We start from the raw sequence: 17,387 nt of genomic DNA on the forward strand, positions 1-17,387 counted from the left end.
CTCCCTTCATGCGCCGTTTTTCAGAGCCTCCAGATACTCCCAGCGTTCAAACGCTTCCTCAAGCGCTTGCTCCGCCGAAGCCATATCGGCTAAGACTTTCTGCGTATGGTCGTGCGGCTGGCTAAAGAAACTGGCATCGGCGACCTGCGCTTGCAAATCCCCAAGTTGCGCTTCCAGCTGTTCCAGCTTTTGCGGTAATTGTTCCAGTTCACGCTGCAGGTTATAGCTTAGTTTGTTACTGTTGCGTTTGACAGTTTCTGCTTTGGCGACCGGCGCTTCCACGCTTTTTTTCGCGGCGTCCTGTTTTTGCATCTGCGACGCTGCTTGCTGACCACGGGCATCGTGATAGCCGCCAACATACTGACCAATCTGGCCTTCGCCTTCGAAGATCCAGCATTCGGTCACGGTATTATCAACGAACTGACGATCGTGGCTCACCAGCAGAACCGTACCCTGATAGGCGTCGATAAGTTCTTCCAGCAGCTCCAGCGTTTCAACATCCAGGTCGTTGGTTGGTTCATCGAGAATTAGCAGGTTGCTGGGTTTCAGGAACAAGCGCGCCAGCAAAAGCCGGTTGCGTTCCCCGCCAGAGAGCGCACGTACCGGCGTCATCGCCCGCTTCGGATGGAACAGGAAGTCCTGCAAGTAACCCAGAATATGGCGCGGCTTGCCATTCACCAGCACTTCTTGCTTCCCTTCAGCAAGGTTGTCCATCACCGTTTTATCCGGATCCAGCTCGGCGCGGTGCTGATCGAAATAGGCCACTTCCAGCTTGGTGCCGACATGGACACGCCCGCTATCGGCTTTGAGTTGATCGAGCATCAATTTCAGCAGCGTAGTCTTACCGCAGCCATTCGGGCCGATCAGCGCAATTTTGTCGCCGCGCTGCACCTGCGTAGAGAAATCGCGCACCAGCACTTTGCCATCAATGCCGTAATTGACGTCTTCCATCTCGAAAACAATCTTGCCGGAGCGGGAGGCTTCTTCCACCTGCATCTTCGCGCTGCCCATCACTTCACGGCGTTCACTGCGCTCGCGGCGCATGGCTTTTAACGCGCGGACGCGGCCTTCGTTACGCGTACGACGCGCCTTGATGCCCTGGCGGATCCACACCTCTTCCTGTGCCAGCTTGCGATCAAACTCCGCGTTTTGCAGCTCTTCCACGCGCAGGGCTTCTTCTTTCTCCAGCAGATACTGATCGTAATTGCCCGGATAGGAAACCAACTTGCCGCGATCGAGGTCGACAATACGGGTCGCCATATTGCGAATAAACGAACGATCGTGAGAGATAAAGATAATGGTGCCACCGAAAGATTTCAGGAACCCTTCCAGCCAGTCGATAGTTTCAATGTCCAGGTGGTTGGTTGGTTCGTCGAGCAACAGCACGCGCGGACCGCTCACCAGCGCGCGCCCTAACGCCGCTTTACGCAACCAGCCGCCGGAAAGAGCAGAGAGCGACATATCCGCCGTCAGCCCAAGCTGCGCCAGCACTTCGTTGATGCGGTTTTCCAGTTGCCACAGACCGTGGTGATCCAGCATCTCCTGTACACGCGCTAACTCAGCGAGGTTTCTATCGCTCGGATCGCTCATCACCAGGTGAGAAACCTCATGGTAGCGCTTGAGATACTCGGCCTGCTCTTCAATCCCTTCAGCGACAAAATCGTAGACGCTGCCGGTAACATTACGCGGCGGATCCTGTTGCAGGCGAGCCACCACCAAATCTTGCTCATACACAATGCGACCATCGTCCAGGTTAACTTCCCGGTTGAGGATCTTCATCAGCGTCGATTTCCCCGCGCCGTTACGCCCGACAAGGCACACGCGTTCGTTTTCTTCGATATGCAGCTCAGCATTATCGAGAAGCGGCGCATCGCTGAACGACAGCCACGCGCCATGCATACTGATTAATGACATTTATTTATCCTTTCAGGCTGCGGTAATCAGCCAGCAGTTGTGGATCTGACGGTTGCGGGCAAAATCCTGCGACAGCGTTTTTTGGGTGATTTCTTGTGCTTTAAGACCCAGTTTCGCCAGCCCGTCGAGATCCATACGGAAACCGCGTTTGTTATTGGAAAACATAATCGTGCCGCCCTTACGCAATAGGCGTTTGAGATCTTCCATCAGCGCCATATGGTCGCGCTGCACATCGAAAGACTCTTCCATACGTTTGGAATTGGAGAAGGTCGGCGGATCGATAAAGATCAGATCGAACTGCTCATCAGTATCGCGCAGCCACGCCAGGCAGTCGGCCTGAATCAGGCGATGCGCTCGACCGCTCAGACCATTAAGACGCAGGTTGCGCTCGGCCCACTCCAGATAGGTACGTGACATATCCACCGTTGTCGTCGAGCGCGCACCGCCCAGACCGGCATGCACACTGGCGCTGCCGGTATAAGAGAAAAGATTCAGGAAATCTTTTCCTTTACTCATTTGGCCGAGCATACGGCGCGCGATACGGTGATCGAGGAACAGACCGGTATCCAGATAATCGGTCAGGTTGACCCACAGGCGAGCGTTATATTCGCTCACTTCCATGAAATCACCCTTTTCATTCATCTTCTGATACTGGTTGTTGCCCTTCTGCCGTTCACGGGTTTTTAGCACCAGTTTGTTTGGCGCAATTCCCAGCACCTGAATGGTGGCGGCGATGATGTCAAACAGGCGCTGACGTGCTTTTTGCGCATCAATCGTTTTCGGCGCGGCATACTCCTGCACCACCACCCAATCGGCATAGCGATCGACCGCGACGTTGTAGTCCGGCAGATCGGCATCGTACAGGCGATAGCATTCGATACCTTCCTGACGCGCCCATTTCTCCAGCTTTTTCACGTTTTTGCGCAGGCGATTCGCGTAATCTTCGGCCATTGCCGGCGCTTTCGCTTCGCCAGTATTTTCCGCCAGATGGTAATTTTTCTGCACGCAGTCCAGCGGGCCATTTTTCGCTTTAAACTGGCGCTCAGCGCGCAGTTGCAGGCAGTTCAGCAAATCAACCGAGGCGCTAAACAGCGACAGATTCCAGCCGCCAAATTGCGCTTTCAGCAGACGGCCCAGCAAGCTGTGCAGCGCGATCAGCGCCGGTTCACTCTCCAGACGCTCACCATACGGCGGGTTACTGATCACCGTACCGTACGGGCCTTTTGGCAGCGGGTTGCTCAGCCCGGCAACATCTTTCACCTCAAACGTCACCAGCTCGCCAATCCCGGCGCGGCGGGCGTTTTTACGGGCGATATCGATAACGCGCGCGTCGCTGTCTGAACCATAAAAATGGGAGGCGTAATTTGCCAGCCCCGCACGCGCACGCGTTTGCGCTTCGGCTTTCACCTCTTGCCACAACGCTTCATCGTGCTGCGCCCAACCACCAAAACCCCAGTGGCCACGGTGCAGACCCGGCGCGCGATCGGTCGCTGCCATCGCAGCTTCAATCAGCAGTGTCCCGGAACCGCACATCGGATCGAGCAGCGGAGTGCCAGGCTGCCAGCCAGAACGCATCACGATCGCGGCGGCCAGGTTCTCTTTGATCGGCGCCATCCCGGTGCGATCGCGGTAGCCGCGCAGGTGCAAACCTTCGCCGCTCAGATCAAGGGAGATATTCGCCGTATCCTGGTTCAGCCAGACGTTAATACGCAGATCCGGCATCTCACGTTCCACATTCGGACGCGGCAGATTTTTGCGGGTAAAGCTATCGACGATGGCATCTTTGACTTTCAGCGCCCCGTACTGACTGTTACGGATTTCATCGTTCAGGCCGCTAAAATGGACGGCGAAGGTTGCGCCCGGATTAAACATCTCTGTCCAGTTGATCGCCTGCACGCCGAGGTAGAGATCAAGATCGCTGTAAACCTTGCACTCCCCGAGCGGCAGCATAATGCGCGAAGCCAGACGACTCCACATCAGGCTCTGGTACAGGAGCCGCGTGTCCCCTTCAAAATGGACACCACCCTGAACCACCCGGCACTCAACAGCGCCGAGTTTTTCCAGTTCAGTTTTTAACAGCTCTTCCAGCCCGCGGGCCGTACTGGCAAACAGAGAAATCATAATGTCACTTACATTCAACGAAAATTGTTGCGCATTATAGCTAATCTGGCGTTCATGTCATAAAGTTGAGGGCTAATTTTCATCAGACAGGGGGAAGACGTGCCAACGCTTTCACGTCTTTTTATTCATCCGGTAAAATCCATGCGCGGTATTGGCCTGACGCATGCACTTGCCGATATCAGCGGCCTCGCTTTTGACCGTGTTTTTATGGTCACGCAACCCGATGGCACTTTTATTACCGCACGACAGTATCCGCAGATGGTGCGCTTTACGCCCTCACCGTTAACCGATGGTTTGCACCTGACCGCACCGGATGGTAGCAGCGCGGTGATTCGCTTTGCCGAGTTTGCGCTCGACGCCGCGCCCACGGAAGTGTGGGGTAACCACTTTATGGCCCTTATCGCACCCGAAGAGATTAACCGCTGGCTGAGTGGCTTTTTTGCGCGCGAGGTGCAATTGCGCTGGGTTGGGCCTGAATTAACCCGCCGCGTCAAACACCACGAGGACGTAGCGTTATCTTTCGCCGATGGTTTTCCGTATCTGCTGGCTAACGAAGCCTCGCTGCGTGATGTACAAAACCGTTGCCCGGCCAGCGTGAAAATGGAGCAGTTTCGCCCCAACCTGGTGGTAACAGGCGCGCAGCCGTGGGAAGAGGACAGCTGGAAAGTGGTGCGTATTGGCGAGGTGGTTTTCGACGTTGTGAAACCGTGCAGCCGCTGCGTGTTCACTACCGTCAGCCCGGAGCGCGGGCAAAAACACCCTTCCGGTGAACCTCTCGCGACCTTACAGCGTTTTCGCACTGCGCAGGACAATGGCGCCATCGATTTTGGTCAAAACCTGATTGCCCGTAACAGCGGTGTGATTCGCGTCGGCGATGAGGTAGTCGTGCTGGCAACGAGGCCCGCGAAAACATACGGCGCTGGCGAAGTCGAAGAGTCTGTTGAACAGGATGCACAACCCGCAGGGACGGTGGAAATCAACTGGCAAGGTCAAACATTTCGCGGCAATAACCAACAAGTGTTGCTGGAACAGCTGGAAAACCAGGGAATTCGCGTACCCTACTCGTGTCGCGCGGGGATTTGCGGTTGCTGCCGTATTCGCGTAGTGGAAGGTGAAGTCAGTGCGCTGAAGAAATCAGCGGTTGCGCCGGATGGTTCAATTCTCTGCTGTAGCTGTGTGCCGAAAACATCGCTGCGACTGGAGGCTTAAACCGCCTGTTCGAGCTGAATTGCATTGGTATGCAGCTGTGGTTTGAGGCGATCATTCATAATTTTAATCGCGTCGCCCAGTTGCATGGTGCGCCCGGCAATCACCACGCCGGGTTGCGCCAGCAGACACAACGCAGCATTTTCACCCGGTTCAACCACCAGCAGATTCACACACTCCTGCGTATCGCTCAGCCAGACACAAGCGCCTTCGCCCGTAACAGGCGTCCACAGGGAATCATGCGTCATAAAGTGCCAGCTTTTCGGCATTTGCGGCTTGAGGAAGCGAATCGCTACCAGCGCGTTAAGCACCAGTTCAGCCCGTTGCTCATTGGATAACGGCAAATCGCGGCATTTTTCATCGAAGGAGAAATAAAGCGCAGCATCATCAACACAAAAACCAGACGGCGAGAAAGCGTCTGGTGTCAGCATCTTACGGGCAAAACGAGAGCGAAATAACATGCCATTGGCTAAATCGAGCATCATGCGATCATGCTCATCATCAAAATACCAGCGCCAATTATCGTCAGGTTTAATTCGCATTTTCCTCTCCCCTTCCCCTAAACATCCTGTAACTTTTTCATCCTGTTTGCCGCCTCGTTTATTACCTAAATAATAAAAGACTAAAATGTTTAAATTAGCAACAGTGGTGGAATATAAAACAACCAGGGCGGGAAATAAAGCCCTGGTTGTGCAGGAAGGGATAAAAGATTAGATATGGGTAACGATTTCTTTAATCAGCGGTGGGCCTTTAAAAATAAAGCCCGAATAAATTTGCACCAGTGACGCCCCGGCGGCAATTTTTTCGCGAGCCGCTATCACCGAGTCGATGCCGCCTACGCCAATAATCGGCAAGCGCCCGTTTAATTCTTGCGACAACCGCCGAATAATTTCCGTGCTTTTTAATTGCAACGGACGGCCACTTAACCCACCCGTTTCGTCGCAATGTTTCATTCCCTGTACCAGCGATCTTTCAAGCGTGGTATTAGTGGCAATAACACCATCAATATTGTGACGAACTAAACTATCGGCCACCTGGATCAATTCCTCTTCAGAAAGATCTGGTGCGATCTTTACGGCTACCGGAACATATTTATGATGCAGGTTTTGCAGATCGTTTTGCTTATTCTTAATTGCCGTAAGCAGATCGTCCAGCGCTTCGCCATATTGTAGTGTGCGTAAACCGGGCGTATTCGGCGAAGAAATATTGATGGCGATATAACCGGCATAGGCATAGATTTTTTCCATACAAATCAGGTAGTCATCTTTACCCTGCTCGACGGGCGTGTCTTTATTCTTGCCAATATTAATGCCCAACACACCGTCGAAGTGTGATTTCTTTACGTTCTCAACCAGGTTATCCACGCCAAGATTATTGAAACCCATGCGGTTGATCAGTCCTTCCGCATCAACCAGACGGAAGATCCTCGGCTTGTCATTACCGGGTTGCGGGCGCGGCGTTACGGTACCGATTTCGATGGCGCCAAACCCCATCGCGCCCAGCGCATCAATGCACTCGCCATTTTTATCCATCCCGGCCGCTAACCCCAACGGGTTTTTAAAGGTCAGCCCCATGCATTTGACCGGCTTCTCCGGTACACGCTGACGTACAAGGGCTTCGAAAGGCGTGCCGGTAATTCGGCGTAATTGCTGGAACGTTAATTCATGAGCGCGCTCTGGATCGAGCTGGAAAAGGGCTTTACGAACGAAGGGGTAGTACATGAACTCTCCTGGATTCCCGGTTGCAAACCGGGGGCGTATTATCAGTGATTACCCGACGAAAGGGAATTGACCTGCGGCAAAAAAAGACGAATCGACGCAATCGTTTTCTCTAACCCCTCTCCTTTATGCAAATTTCAGCATATTTTCATCGAATAAATCATTTAGTGGAATAAATCGACTCTGCCACACTGCCTTCAATTGTTATGAATGTTATCTAAAAGCAAACAATTGGTTATAAGGAGCGATTATGAGAGTTATCACCCTGGCCGGAAGCCCGCGCTTTCCCTCCCGCTCCAGCGCGTTGCTGGAGTATGCCCGCGAGCGTCTGAATGCGCAGGAGATCGAAGTGTGTCACTGGCATTTGCAAAATTTCGCGCCGGAAGATCTCCTCTATGCCCGCTTTGATAGCCCCGCGTTGCAAACATTTATTGGGCAACTTAACGAGGCAGATGGGTTGATTGTCGCCACACCGATCTATAAAGCGGCTTACTCCGGCTCCCTGAAAACGCTGCTCGATCTACTGCCCGAGCGGGCGCTGGAAGGCAAAGTGGTGTTGCCGCTGGCCACTGGCGGCACCGTTGCGCACATGCTGGCGGTGGATTACGCCCTTAAGCCGGTACTCAGCGCGCTGAAAGCGCAAGAGATCCTGCATGGCGTCTTCGCCGATGATAGTCAGGTGCTAGATTATCAGCACAAGCCCAGTCTGACGCCCAACCTGCAAACCCGTCTGGATAAAGCGCTGGAAACTTTCTGGCAAGCGCTGCACCGCCGGGATATCCAGGCGCCGGATTTCCACCTGCCGCAAGGAGTCGCGCATGTTTAATCTGTTCAAAAACCGCGCACAATGGCTGGCATTAAGCGGTTTACTGACACTTTCCGCCTGGACACAGGCCGCCGAACCGGCACCGGAGAGTTTGCGTATTGGTTACCAGAAAGGCAGTGTCAGCATGGTGCTGGCAAAAAGCTATGACCTGCTGGAAAAACGCTACCCGAACACCAAAATCACCTGGACGGAATTCCCGGCAGGCCCGCAAATGCTGGAAGCGCTGAATATTGGCAGTATCGATCTCGGCAGCACGGGCGACATTCCGCCGATTTTTGCGCAAGCCGCTGGCGCGGATCTTCTGTATGTCGGCGTTGAACCGCCGAAGCCGAAAGCAGAAGTGATCCTTGTTGCCCAAAACAGCCCGATTAAAACGGTTGCCGACCTGAAGGGACATAAAGTCGCTTTCCAGAAAGGCTCCAGCTCACACAATTTACTGCTGCGCGCACTGCAACAGGCTGGGCTAAAATTCAGCGATATTCAGCCCGTGTTTTTGACACCTGCGGATGCACGTGCCGCGTTCCAGCAAGGTAACGTTGATGCATGGGCCATCTGGGATCCTTACTACTCGGCGGCCCTGCTTCAGGGTGGCGTGCGCGTATTAAAAGACGGCACCACACTGAAACAGACCGGCTCCTTCTATTTAGCGTCGCGTCCTTATGCGGAAAAAAACGGGGCATTTATTCAGGGCGTGCTGAATACCTTTAGCGAAGCCGACGCGTTAACCCTTAGCCAGCGTGACGAAAGCATCGCGCTGTTTGCCAAAACACTGGGGCTGCCCCAGCCGGTGATTGCCAGCTATTTCGATCACCGCCCACCGACCAAAATCTCACCGGTCGATGACACCACCGCCGCACTGCAACAGCAAACGGCCGATCTCTTCTATGAGAACCATTTGCTGCCGAAAAAAGTCGATATTCGCACCCGTATCTGGCAACCGGCCAACCAAGGAGCCAAGTCATGAGCTTAAATCTGTTCTGGTTTTTACCCACCCACGGCGATGGTCACTATTTAGGGACGGACCACGGCTCGCGCCCGGTAGATCATGCTTATTTACAACAAGTCGCGCAGGCGGCGGATCGTTTAGGGTTCAGCGGAGTGCTGATCCCCACCGGTCGCTCCTGTGAAGATGCGTGGCTGGTCGCCGCCTCACTTATCCCGGTGACGCAGCGGTTGAAGTTTCTTGTCGCCCTGCGCCCCAGTGTCACGTCGCCGACCGTCGCTGCACGCCAGGCGGCCACACTGGACAGGCTCTCAAATGGACGTGCGCTTTTTAACCTGGTGACCGGCAGCGATCCGCAGGAACTGGCCGGAGACGGCGTGTTTCTCGATCATACGCAGCGTTATGAAGCCTCTGCGGAGTTTACTCACGTCTGGCGTCGTCTGCTGGAAGGCGACACTGTAGATTTTGAGGGCAAACATATTCATGTGCGCGGCGCGAAACTCTTTTTCCCGCCGGTGCAGCAGCCGCGACCGCCACTCTATTTCGGCGGATCGTCCGATGTGGCGCAAGATCTGGCCGCTGAACAGGTTGACCTCTATCTGACGTGGGGCGAGCCGCCGGCGCAGGTAAAAGAAAAAATTGAACAGGTACGCGCCAAAGCCGCCGCCCACGGACGTAAAGTGCGCTTCGGTATTCGTCTGCATGTGATTGTCCGGGAAACGAATGCCGAAGCCTGGCAGGCAGCAAATAACCTGATCGCTCACCTGGATGATGCCACCATTGCTAAAGCGCAGGCCGCCTTCTCTCGTCAGGATTCCGTCGGTCAACAGCGGATGGCGGCGCTTCATGGCGGTAAACGCGATCAACTGGAGATCAGCCCCAACCTGTGGGCTGGCGTTGGGCTGGTGCGCGGCGGTGCGGGAACCGCACTGGTGGGCGATGGCCCGACGGTCGCGGCAAGAATCAATGAATACGCAGAGCTTGGTATCGACAGCTTTATTCTTTCCGGCTATCCGCACCTGGAAGAGGCATATCGCGTCGGCGAACTGCTGTTCCCGCACCTTGATGTCGCGGTGCCGCAAATTCCGCAGCCACAGCCATTACAACTGCAGGGCGAAACGGTGGCGAACGAATTTATTCCCCGAAAAGTGGCGCAAAGCTGAGGCAATTATGGCGGCAGAAAAGAAATGGCTCCTGCACATTGCCCCCTGGCTGCTGCCGGCGGGGATTGTGGTTGTGTGGCAAATCGCCTCCTCCACCGGCTTACTCTCCACGCGCATTCTGCCCTCACCGGAAGGCGTGCTGGAAGCGTTCTGGACATTAAGCGTGAGCGGTGAATTGTGGCAACACCTGGCGATCAGCTCCTGGCGCGCAGTGATTGGTTTCTCAATTGGCGGCAGTATCGGTTTGGCACTGGGGTTGATTAGCGGGTTATCGCGCTGGGGAGAACGTCTGCTGGATACCTCCATCCAGATGTTGCGCAATGTGCCGCATCTAGCGCTGATCCCGCTAGTTATCTTGTGGTTTGGTATCGATGAGAGCGCGAAAATTTTTCTTGTAGCGCTTGGTACGTTGTTCCCCATTTACATCAATACCTGGCACGGCATTCGTAATATCGACCGGGGATTGCTGGAGATGGCGCGCAGCTACGGTTTATCCGGTTTTGCGCTCTTTGCTCATGTGATCCTCCCCGGCGCTCTGCCGTCGATTATGGTCGGGGTACGCTTTGCGCTCGGCCTGATGTGGCTGACGCTGATTGTGGCGGAGACGATTTCCGCTAACGCCGGAATTGGCTACCTGGCGATGAACGCCAGAGAGTTCCTGCAAACGGATGTCGTGGTGGTCGCCATCATCCTTTATGCCCTGCTCGGTAAACTGGCCGATGTCAGTGCGCAATTGCTGGAGCGCCTGTGGCTGCGCTGGCATCCCGCTTATCACGTGAAGGAGGCAACAGCATGAATACTGCGCGACTCACTCAGGGGATCCCGCTGTTATTAAATGGCGTGAGTAAGCATTACGGCAATAACACCGTGCTGAGCGGGCTGGATCTGCATATTGCCGCCGGGCAGTTTGTCGCCGTGGTAGGCCGCAGCGGCGGAGGCAAAAGCACGTTGCTGCGCCTGCTGGCCGGGCTGGAAACCGCCAATGCCGGAAAGCTGTTAGCAGGCAGTACGCCGCTGGCGAATATTCAAAATGACACGCGGATGATGTTTCAGGATGCCCGGTTACTTCCATGGAAGTCAGTGATCGATAATGTCGGTTTAGGGTTGAAAGGTCGCTGGCGGGAAGCCGCGCAGGATGCGTTACGCGCGGTCGGGCTGGAACAGCGAGGCAGCGAGTGGCCAGCGGCGTTGTCCGGCGGGCAGAAACAGCGAGTCGCGCTGGCGCGGGCGCTGGTACATCAACCGGGGTTGCTGCTGCTCGACGAGCCGTTAGGTGCGCTGGATGCATTAACCCGACTGGAGATGCAGGCGCTCATCACACAATTATGGCAGACACACGGTTTCACAGTGGTGCTGGTGACGCATGATGTCAGTGAAGCGGTGGCGATGGCGGATCGCGTACTGTTAATAGAAGAAGGAAAAATCGGGCTGGACTTAGCCATCGATCTGCCGCGTCCACGCCGCCTGGGTTCGGTAAGGCTAGCGGAGCTAGAAGCGGAAGTATTGAACCGGGTGATGAAACGCGGCGAGTCGGAAACCGTTCCGTTACCAAAAACTCGTCACGCTTAATGTTCTGTAGTAACCGACACATTTCGCGCCCGTTAAGGCTGATTAGTCACTGAACACCGCTCTGCCAGCGTGATCATCAACAGGCTCTGGCTCGGTTCGATTGGTTTGAAGGTTAAATCACGGACTGGGAGACGCTTCTTTATAACGGTTTCGGCATGCCCTTTACGGGGAAAATCAATGCCGCCTTCGGTGAAGGCGGCATTGTTATTACGCTAGCGCTTTGCTGACTTTCTCGTACAGATCGCCGGAAAGGTTTGGCAACGCTTTTAGCTGCTCCAGCGCCGCACGCATCATCGCCTGACGTTTAGCATCATAGCGTTTCAGGCGGATCAGCGGCTCAATCAGACGCGATGCCACTTGCGGGTTACGGCTGTTAAGCTCAGTTAACATCTCGGCCAGGAACTGATAACCGCTGCCATCCAGCGCATGGAACGCCGCCGGGTTGCTGCCGGCGAAAGCGCCAATCAGCGAGCGGATGCGGTTCGGGTTGCTGAGGGAGAACGAGCGATGCTTCAACAGGCTGCGCACCTTTTGCAGCACATCTTCCGCCGGGCTGGTGGCCTGCAGGATAAACCATTTATCCATCACCAGGCCGTCGTGATGCCACTTGTCATCGTACTCTTGCATCAGCGTATCACGGCACGGCAGTTGCGCCGCAACCGCCGCCGAGAGCGCCGCCAGGGCATCCGTCATGTTATCGGCGTCGTGATACTGCTGGCTCACCAGTTTGTCTGCCAGTTGCGCATCGCCAAACGCCAGGTAACGCAAGCACGTGTTGCGCAACGAACGTTTGCCGATATCCGCATGTTCAACGCGGTAGCTATCGAGTTTATGCGCGTTGTAAACCGCCAGGCACTCATCAGCAAGTTCGGTGGCAAGCGTGCGCGTCAGCGCTTCACGTACCGCCGCGATGGCTACAGGATCGATGGTTTCAAACAACTCGGCGATCTCATTTGCCGACGGCAGCGTCAGGATCTCTGCAGCAAGCGCCGGATCAATCGTTTCGTCCAGCAGGATCGCGCGGAAAGCATCCGCGACGTGCAATGGCAGCGACAGCGCCTGGCCCTGTTGGTGGCGCGCAACGTTCAGTTTAATGTGTGTTGCCAGCAGGCTTTGTGCCGCATCCCAGCGAGAGAAATCGTTACTGGCGTGGCGCATCAGGAAGGTCAGTTGCTGATCGCTCCACTTATATTCCAGTTTCACCGGCGCGGAGAATTCACGCAGCAGCGACGGTACCGGCTGGAAATAGACGTTATCAAAGATAAAAGTCTGTTCCGCCTGAGTGACGTTGAGGACGTTATGTACCGGGTGCCCGTCTTTCTGCAACGGGATCACTTTACCTTCGTTATCGTACAGTTCGATATCGAACGGAATGTGCAGCGGCAGTTTGTCTTGTTGTTCCGCGGTCGGCGGTGTGCGCTGGCTGATGGTCAGCGTGTATTGCTCGGTGTTCGGGTTGTAATCATCGTGCACCGTCACCACCGGCGTACCGGCCTGGCTGTACCAGCGGCGGAAATGCGACAGATCGATGTTTGACGCGTCTTCCATAGCCTGCACGAAATCGTCGCAGGTCGCCGCGCTACCGTCATGACGCTCAAAATAGAGCTGCATCCCTTTCTGGAAATTCTCTTCGCCAAGCAGCGTATGCATCATGCGAATTACTTCCGCGCCCTTTTCATACACCGTCAGGGTGTAGAAGTTATTCATTTCAATGACTTTATCCGGGCGGATCGGGTGCGCCATTGGGCTGGCGTCTTCGGCGAACTGCATACCGCGCATGGTGCGCACGTTATTAATGCGGTTTACCGCACGGGAACCCAGATCAGAGCTGAACTCCTGATCGCGGAACACTGTCAAGCCTTCTTTCAGGCTGAGCTGGAACCAGTCGCGGCAGGTTACGCGGTTACCGGTCCAGTTATGGAAGTATTCGTGACCAATCACGCGCTCAATATCAAGGTAGTCTTTGTCGGTAGCGGTATCGGTGCGGGCAAGCACGTATTTCGAGTTGAAGATATTCAACCCTTTGTTTTCCATGGCGCCCATATTAAAGAAGTCGACCGCGACAATCATATAGATGTCGAGATCGTACTCGAGGCCGAAACGCTGTTCGTCCCATTTCATGGAGTTTTTCAGCGAGGTCATCGCCCACGGCGCACGATCGAGGTTGCCGCGATCGACATATAGCTCCAGCGCCACTTCACGCCCGGAACGGGTGGTGAACGTGTCGCGCAGCACGTCGAAATCTCCGGCGACCAGCGCAAACAGATAGCAGGGTTTCGGGAAGGGATCCTGCCACTGTACCCAGTGACGACCATTCTCCAGCTCGCCCTGATCAACGCGGTTGCCGTTAGAGAGCAAGAACGGATAGCGGGTTTTATCGGCAATCAGCTTGGTGGTAAAGCGCGCCAGAACATCCGGGCGGTCAAGATACCAGGTAATATGGCGGAAGCCTTCCGCTTCGCACTGCGTGCACAGCGCTTCACCGGACTGGTATAGCCCTTCGAGCGCGGTGTTCGCGGCCGGGCTTATCTCATTCACAATGCGCAAGGTAAAACGCTCTGGCAAGCCATCGATCACCAGTTGGGAGCCTTCTTCTTTATAGTTGGTCCAGGGCTCATCATTTACGTGAATGGAAATCAGGGTCAGCTCGCCGCCATCCAGGCGCAGCGGCACAGCAGAGGCGCTATGGCGTGACACTTTGCTCAGCGCTGTGACGACGGTCTTGGCGGCGTCAAGGTCAAAGGTCAAGTCAATATCGCTAATTAGGTAGTCCGGCGCACGGTAGTCGTGGCGGTATTTGGCTTGTGGCTGTTGTGTCATAAAAAACCTTTAGCATCTTCTGTTGGTTACGACTCCAGTCTATTCCGGTTGCCGCAAACGCGCCACGCAGAATCTTCATCTTTTCAGAGGGAAAAGCTCTGTCTGCTACATTTTTATAACAGTCGGCACGAAATGCCATCGACCCATTCAACGCCTTATGGTGTGATCAGGGTTCAATAACCAGGTAAACAAGGTATACTCCAGCGACATTCTGCTTTGTTTATTGTACTAAACGCTCCTGTAAGAGGATGCTACTGCGCACCATGACTCAACTCGCTTTCTCTGGTCTGCAAACGCTGCTGGATACCGACGCTTATAAGCTGCACATGCAGCAAGCGGTGTTCCACCACTATTATGACGTGCATGTCACGGCTGAATTCCGCTGTCGCGGCGATGACCTGCTCGGTATTTATGCCGATGCTATCCGCGAACAGGTCGACTCCATGCAGTCGTTGCGTCTGCAAGATGACGAGTATCTGTGGCTGTCCGGCCTCCCCTTCTTCCAGCCTGACTACCTTAACTGGCTACGTCATTTTCGTTACGACCCTCGCCAGGTCACGATTACTAACGACAACGGCAAGCTGCATATCAGCCTTTCCGGCCCGTGGCGTGAAGTGATCATGTGGGAAGTACCGCTGCTGGCAGTAATCAGTGAAGTGGTTCACCGCTGCCGTTCGCCGCAGACTGGCGTTCAGCAGGCTCTGCTGCATCTGGAAGATAAACTGGCGGATTTCGCTGCGCGCACCGCGCAGGTAGATATGTCCGGTTTCCGTCTTATGGACTTCGGTACACGCCGACGTTTCTCCCGCGATGTGCAACAAGCGATCGTCGAACGGTTGCAACAGGAACCGTGGTTTATCGGCACCAGCAATTATGATCTGGCTCGCCGTCTGTCGCTGACGCCAATGGGAACCCAGGCGCATGAGTGGTTCCAGGCCCACCAGCAGATCAGCCCCGATTTGGCCACCAGCCAGCGCGCGGCGCTCGCAGCCTGGCTTGAAGAGTACCCAAACCAACTAGGGATCGCGTTAACAGACTGCATTACGATGGATGCGTTTTTGCGTGACTTCGGCCCGGAATTCGCAACCCGCTACCAGGGCCTGCGCCATGATTCTGGCGATCCGGTGGAATGGGGCGAAAAAGCGATTGATCACTATGAGAAACTCGGCATCGATCCTCTGTCGAAGACGCTGATATTCTCGGATAATCTGGACCTGAATAAAGCGCTGGATCTCTATTGCCACTTTGCCGATCGCGTCAAGCTGGGCTTTGGTATCGGAACACGCCTGACGTGTGATATTCCCGGCGTGAAACCGCTGAATATTGTTATCAAGCTCGTTGAGTGCAATGGAAAACCGGTGGCGAAATTATCCGACAGCCCCGGGAAAACTATCTGCCATGACAAGGCGTTTGTCCGCGCCTTACGCGAAGCATTTGACCTGCCGCAGGTCAAAAAAGCCAGTTAATAGAAGGGAGCCTGGAGGCTCCCTTCTTTTTTGCCAATAATTTATTAATTGTTCCTGCGAATTCTGCTTGTCTGATGGCGTACGCCAGGTAACATAGATATCCCCCCTAATCGGGCGGACAAGTGTTTATTTTTTCCGACTATTAACAGAGAGAATATTATGAGCGTTGTGCCTGTAGCCGACGTATTCCATAGCCGTGTTGCCGTTGACAGTGAAGTCACCGTACGCGGATGGGTACGCACCCGCCGAGATTCTAAAGCTGGTATCTCCTTCCTCGCCGTTTATGACGGCTCCTGCTTTAATCCTGTACAGGCCGTTATTAATAATTCTCTGCCCAATTACAATCAGGATGTTTTACGCCTGACCACCGGTTGCTCGGTAATTGTGACCGGCAAAGTTGTGGCGTCACCGGGCGAAGGCCAGAGTCTGGAAATTCAGGCGACCTCTGTCGAAGTCACCGGCTGGGTTGAAGATCCGGATACCTACCCGATGGCGGCAAAACGCCATAGTATTGAGTATCTGCGCGAAGTCGCCCACCTGCGCCCGCGCACTAACCTGATTGGCGCAGTTGCGCGCGTTCGCCACACGCTGGCGCAGGCGCTGCATCGCTTCTTTGACGAACAAGGGTTCTTCTGGGTTTCCTCGCCGCTTATCACCGCGTCAGATACCGAAGGCGCAGGCGAAATGTTCCGCGTCTCCACGCTGGATATGGAAAACCTGCCACGTACCGCGGAAGGCAAAGTTGATTTTGATAAAGATTTCTTTGGCAAAGAAGCGTTCCTGACCGTTTCCGGCCAGTTAAATGCGGAAACCTATGCCTGCGCCCTGTCCAAGGTTTATACCTTCGGCCCGACTTTCCGCGCGGAGAACTCCAACACCAGTCGCCACCTGGCGGAGTTCTGGATGCTGGAACCGGAAATCGCTTTCGCCAATCTCGACGATAACGCACGTCTGGCTGAAGCGATGCTGAAATACGCCTTTAAAGCGGTGCTGGAAGAGCGTCTGGATGACCTGAAGTTCTTTGAAGAGCGCGTGGACAAAGACGCAATTGGCCGTCTGGAGCGCTTCATTGCGGCCGATTTCGCCCAGGTTGATTACACCGATGCGGTCGCCATTCTCGAAAAATGCGGTGAGAAGTTCGAGAACCAGGTTTACTGGGGCGTTGACCTGGCTTCTGAACATGAACGTTACCTGGCCGAGAAACACTTCAAAGCACCGGTGGTGGTGAAAAACTACCCTAAAGATATTAAAGCGTTCTATATGCGTCTTAACGAAGATGGTAAAACCGTGGCGGCGATGGATGTGCTTGCGCCGGGTATCGGTGAAATCATCGGCGGTTCTCAGCGTGAAGAGCGTCTTGATGTCCTGGATGCCCGCATGGCAGAAATGGGGCTGAATAAAGAAGATTACTGGTGGTATCGCGATCTGCGCCGTTACGGCACTGTACCGCACTCCGGCTTCGGTCTCGGTTTTGAACGCCTGATTGCTTATGTGACCGGCGTACAGAACGTGCGTGATGTGATCCCGTTCCCGCGTACTCCGCGCTCCGCAACATTCTGATGTTCTAAAGGCCAGCGTTATCGCTGGCCTTTTTCATTTATGTGACGCCCGTCAACTTTTATTAACAGTTCACAAGTGTCA

13 protein-coding genes are annotated in these 17,387 nt (G+C 54.7%); 8 read left to right on the plus strand and 5 right to left on the minus strand.

Annotation, left to right across the window (positions count from 1 at the left end):
* Positions 1–6: 6 nt before the first annotated feature.
* Positions 7–1,914, minus strand: coding sequence for an ABC transporter ATP-binding protein (locus C813_RS37665; RefSeq protein WP_017456218.1), 1,908 nt, complete (start codon positions 1,912–1,914; stop codon positions 7–9).
* 12 nt (positions 1,915–1,926) lie between these two features.
* The gene (rlmKL, locus tag C813_RS37670) at positions 1,927–4,035 is read right to left on the minus strand and encodes a bifunctional 23S rRNA (guanine(2069)-N(7))-methyltransferase RlmK/23S rRNA (guanine(2445)-N(2))-methyltransferase RlmL (protein ID WP_017456217.1); all 2,109 of its coding nucleotides are present in this window, start codon (positions 4,033–4,035) and stop codon (positions 1,927–1,929) included.
* A 99-nt stretch (positions 4,036–4,134) separates the two neighbouring features.
* On the opposite strand from rlmKL, the gene C813_RS37675 reads away from it, so the two are divergent.
* Positions 4,135–5,244, plus strand: a complete 1,110-nt coding sequence (locus C813_RS37675; RefSeq protein ID WP_017456216.1) for a YcbX family protein — start codon at positions 4,135–4,137, stop codon at positions 5,242–5,244.
* Here C813_RS37675 and zapC read toward each other — a convergent pair.
* Entirely contained in the window at positions 5,241–5,783 is a 543-nt protein-coding gene (gene zapC, locus C813_RS37680; protein ID WP_017456215.1) for a cell division protein ZapC, read from the minus strand. The two genes, C813_RS37675 and zapC, sit on opposite strands and share 4 nt — an antisense overlap.
* A 168-nt stretch (positions 5,784–5,951) precedes the next feature.
* Complete coding sequence (pyrD, locus tag C813_RS37685) at positions 5,952–6,962, minus strand: quinone-dependent dihydroorotate dehydrogenase (protein WP_017456214.1); 1,011 nt, start codon at positions 6,960–6,962, stop codon at positions 5,952–5,954.
* Between the two features lie 247 nt (positions 6,963–7,209).
* On the opposite strand from pyrD, the gene ssuE reads away from it, so the two are divergent.
* Genes ssuE through ssuB form a run of 5 tightly spaced genes read left to right on the plus strand, consistent with a single transcriptional unit; the run spans position 7,210 to position 11,460 of the window.
* Positions 7,210–7,785: an NADPH-dependent FMN reductase gene (ssuE, locus tag C813_RS37690; protein WP_017456213.1), complete on the plus strand. Its 576-nt coding sequence runs from the start codon at positions 7,210–7,212 to the stop codon at positions 7,783–7,785.
* Complete coding sequence (locus tag C813_RS37695; protein ID WP_017456212.1) at positions 7,778–8,749, plus strand: sulfonate ABC transporter substrate-binding protein; 972 nt, start codon at positions 7,778–7,780, stop codon at positions 8,747–8,749. Before ssuE ends, C813_RS37695 begins: the two co-directional genes overlap by 8 nt.
* Positions 8,746–9,891: an FMNH2-dependent alkanesulfonate monooxygenase gene (gene ssuD / locus C813_RS37700; RefSeq protein ID WP_017456211.1), complete on the plus strand. Its 1,146-nt coding sequence runs from the start codon at positions 8,746–8,748 to the stop codon at positions 9,889–9,891. The genes C813_RS37695 and ssuD overlap by 4 nt, the downstream gene beginning before the upstream one ends.
* A 7-nt stretch (positions 9,892–9,898) precedes the next feature.
* Positions 9,899–10,687: an aliphatic sulfonate ABC transporter permease SsuC gene (ssuC, locus tag C813_RS37705; protein ID WP_017456210.1), complete on the plus strand. Its 789-nt coding sequence runs from the start codon at positions 9,899–9,901 to the stop codon at positions 10,685–10,687.
* The gene (gene ssuB, locus C813_RS37710) at positions 10,684–11,460 is read left to right on the plus strand and encodes an aliphatic sulfonates ABC transporter ATP-binding protein (protein WP_017456209.1); all 777 of its coding nucleotides are present in this window, start codon (positions 10,684–10,686) and stop codon (positions 11,458–11,460) included. The genes ssuC and ssuB overlap by 4 nt, the downstream gene beginning before the upstream one ends.
* Positions 11,461–11,667: 207 nt before the next feature.
* Here ssuB and pepN read toward each other — a convergent pair whose 3' ends face one another.
* Positions 11,668–14,280, minus strand: a complete 2,613-nt coding sequence (pepN, locus tag C813_RS37715) for an aminopeptidase N (protein ID WP_017456208.1) — start codon at positions 14,278–14,280, stop codon at positions 11,668–11,670.
* A gap of 263 nt (positions 14,281–14,543) precedes the next feature.
* On the opposite strand from pepN, the gene pncB reads away from it, so the two are divergent.
* Together pncB and asnS are read left to right on the plus strand one after the other, a co-directional pair.
* A complete protein-coding gene (gene pncB, locus C813_RS37720; protein WP_017456207.1) occupies positions 14,544–15,746 on the plus strand; it encodes a nicotinate phosphoribosyltransferase in 1,203 nt (400 codons plus the stop codon).
* Between the two features lie 159 nt (positions 15,747–15,905).
* Positions 15,906–17,306: an asparagine--tRNA ligase gene (gene asnS, locus C813_RS37725; RefSeq protein ID WP_017456206.1), complete on the plus strand. Its 1,401-nt coding sequence runs from the start codon at positions 15,906–15,908 to the stop codon at positions 17,304–17,306.
* Positions 17,307–17,387: the final 81 nt, after the last annotated feature.

Origin of the sequence: Kosakonia sacchari SP1 (assembly GCF_000300455.3) — a bacterium.
In the GTDB taxonomy this organism is placed as follows: Bacteria; Pseudomonadota; Gammaproteobacteria; order Enterobacterales; family Enterobacteriaceae; genus Kosakonia; species Kosakonia sacchari.

What these genes read in the sequence shown, in the direction of transcription:
- C813_RS37665 (WP_017456218.1), bottom strand. Translation starts at nt 1,914, where the DNA reads ATGTCATTAATCAGTATGCATGGCGCGTGGCTGTCGTTCAGCGATGCG.
- rlmKL (WP_017456217.1), bottom strand. Translation starts at nt 4,035, where the DNA reads ATGATTTCTCTGTTTGCCAGTACGGCCCGCGGGCTGGAAGAGCTGTTA.
- zapC (WP_017456215.1), bottom strand. Translation starts at nt 5,783, where the DNA reads ATGCGAATTAAACCTGACGATAATTGGCGCTGGTATTTTGATGATGAG.
- pyrD (WP_017456214.1), bottom strand. Translation starts at nt 6,962, where the DNA reads ATGTACTACCCCTTCGTTCGTAAAGCCCTTTTCCAGCTCGATCCAGAG.
- ssuE (WP_017456213.1), top strand. Translation starts at nt 7,210, where the DNA reads ATGAGAGTTATCACCCTGGCCGGAAGCCCGCGCTTTCCCTCCCGCTCC.
- C813_RS37695 (WP_017456212.1), top strand. Translation starts at nt 7,778, where the DNA reads ATGTTTAATCTGTTCAAAAACCGCGCACAATGGCTGGCATTAAGCGGT.
- ssuD (WP_017456211.1), top strand. Translation starts at nt 8,746, where the DNA reads ATGAGCTTAAATCTGTTCTGGTTTTTACCCACCCACGGCGATGGTCAC.
- ssuC (WP_017456210.1), top strand. Translation starts at nt 9,899, where the DNA reads ATGGCGGCAGAAAAGAAATGGCTCCTGCACATTGCCCCCTGGCTGCTG.
- ssuB (WP_017456209.1), top strand. Translation starts at nt 10,684, where the DNA reads ATGAATACTGCGCGACTCACTCAGGGGATCCCGCTGTTATTAAATGGC.
- pepN (WP_017456208.1), bottom strand. Translation starts at nt 14,280, where the DNA reads ATGACACAACAGCCACAAGCCAAATACCGCCACGACTACCGTGCGCCG.
- pncB (WP_017456207.1), top strand. Translation starts at nt 14,544, where the DNA reads ATGACTCAACTCGCTTTCTCTGGTCTGCAAACGCTGCTGGATACCGAC.
- asnS (WP_017456206.1), top strand. Translation starts at nt 15,906, where the DNA reads ATGAGCGTTGTGCCTGTAGCCGACGTATTCCATAGCCGTGTTGCCGTT.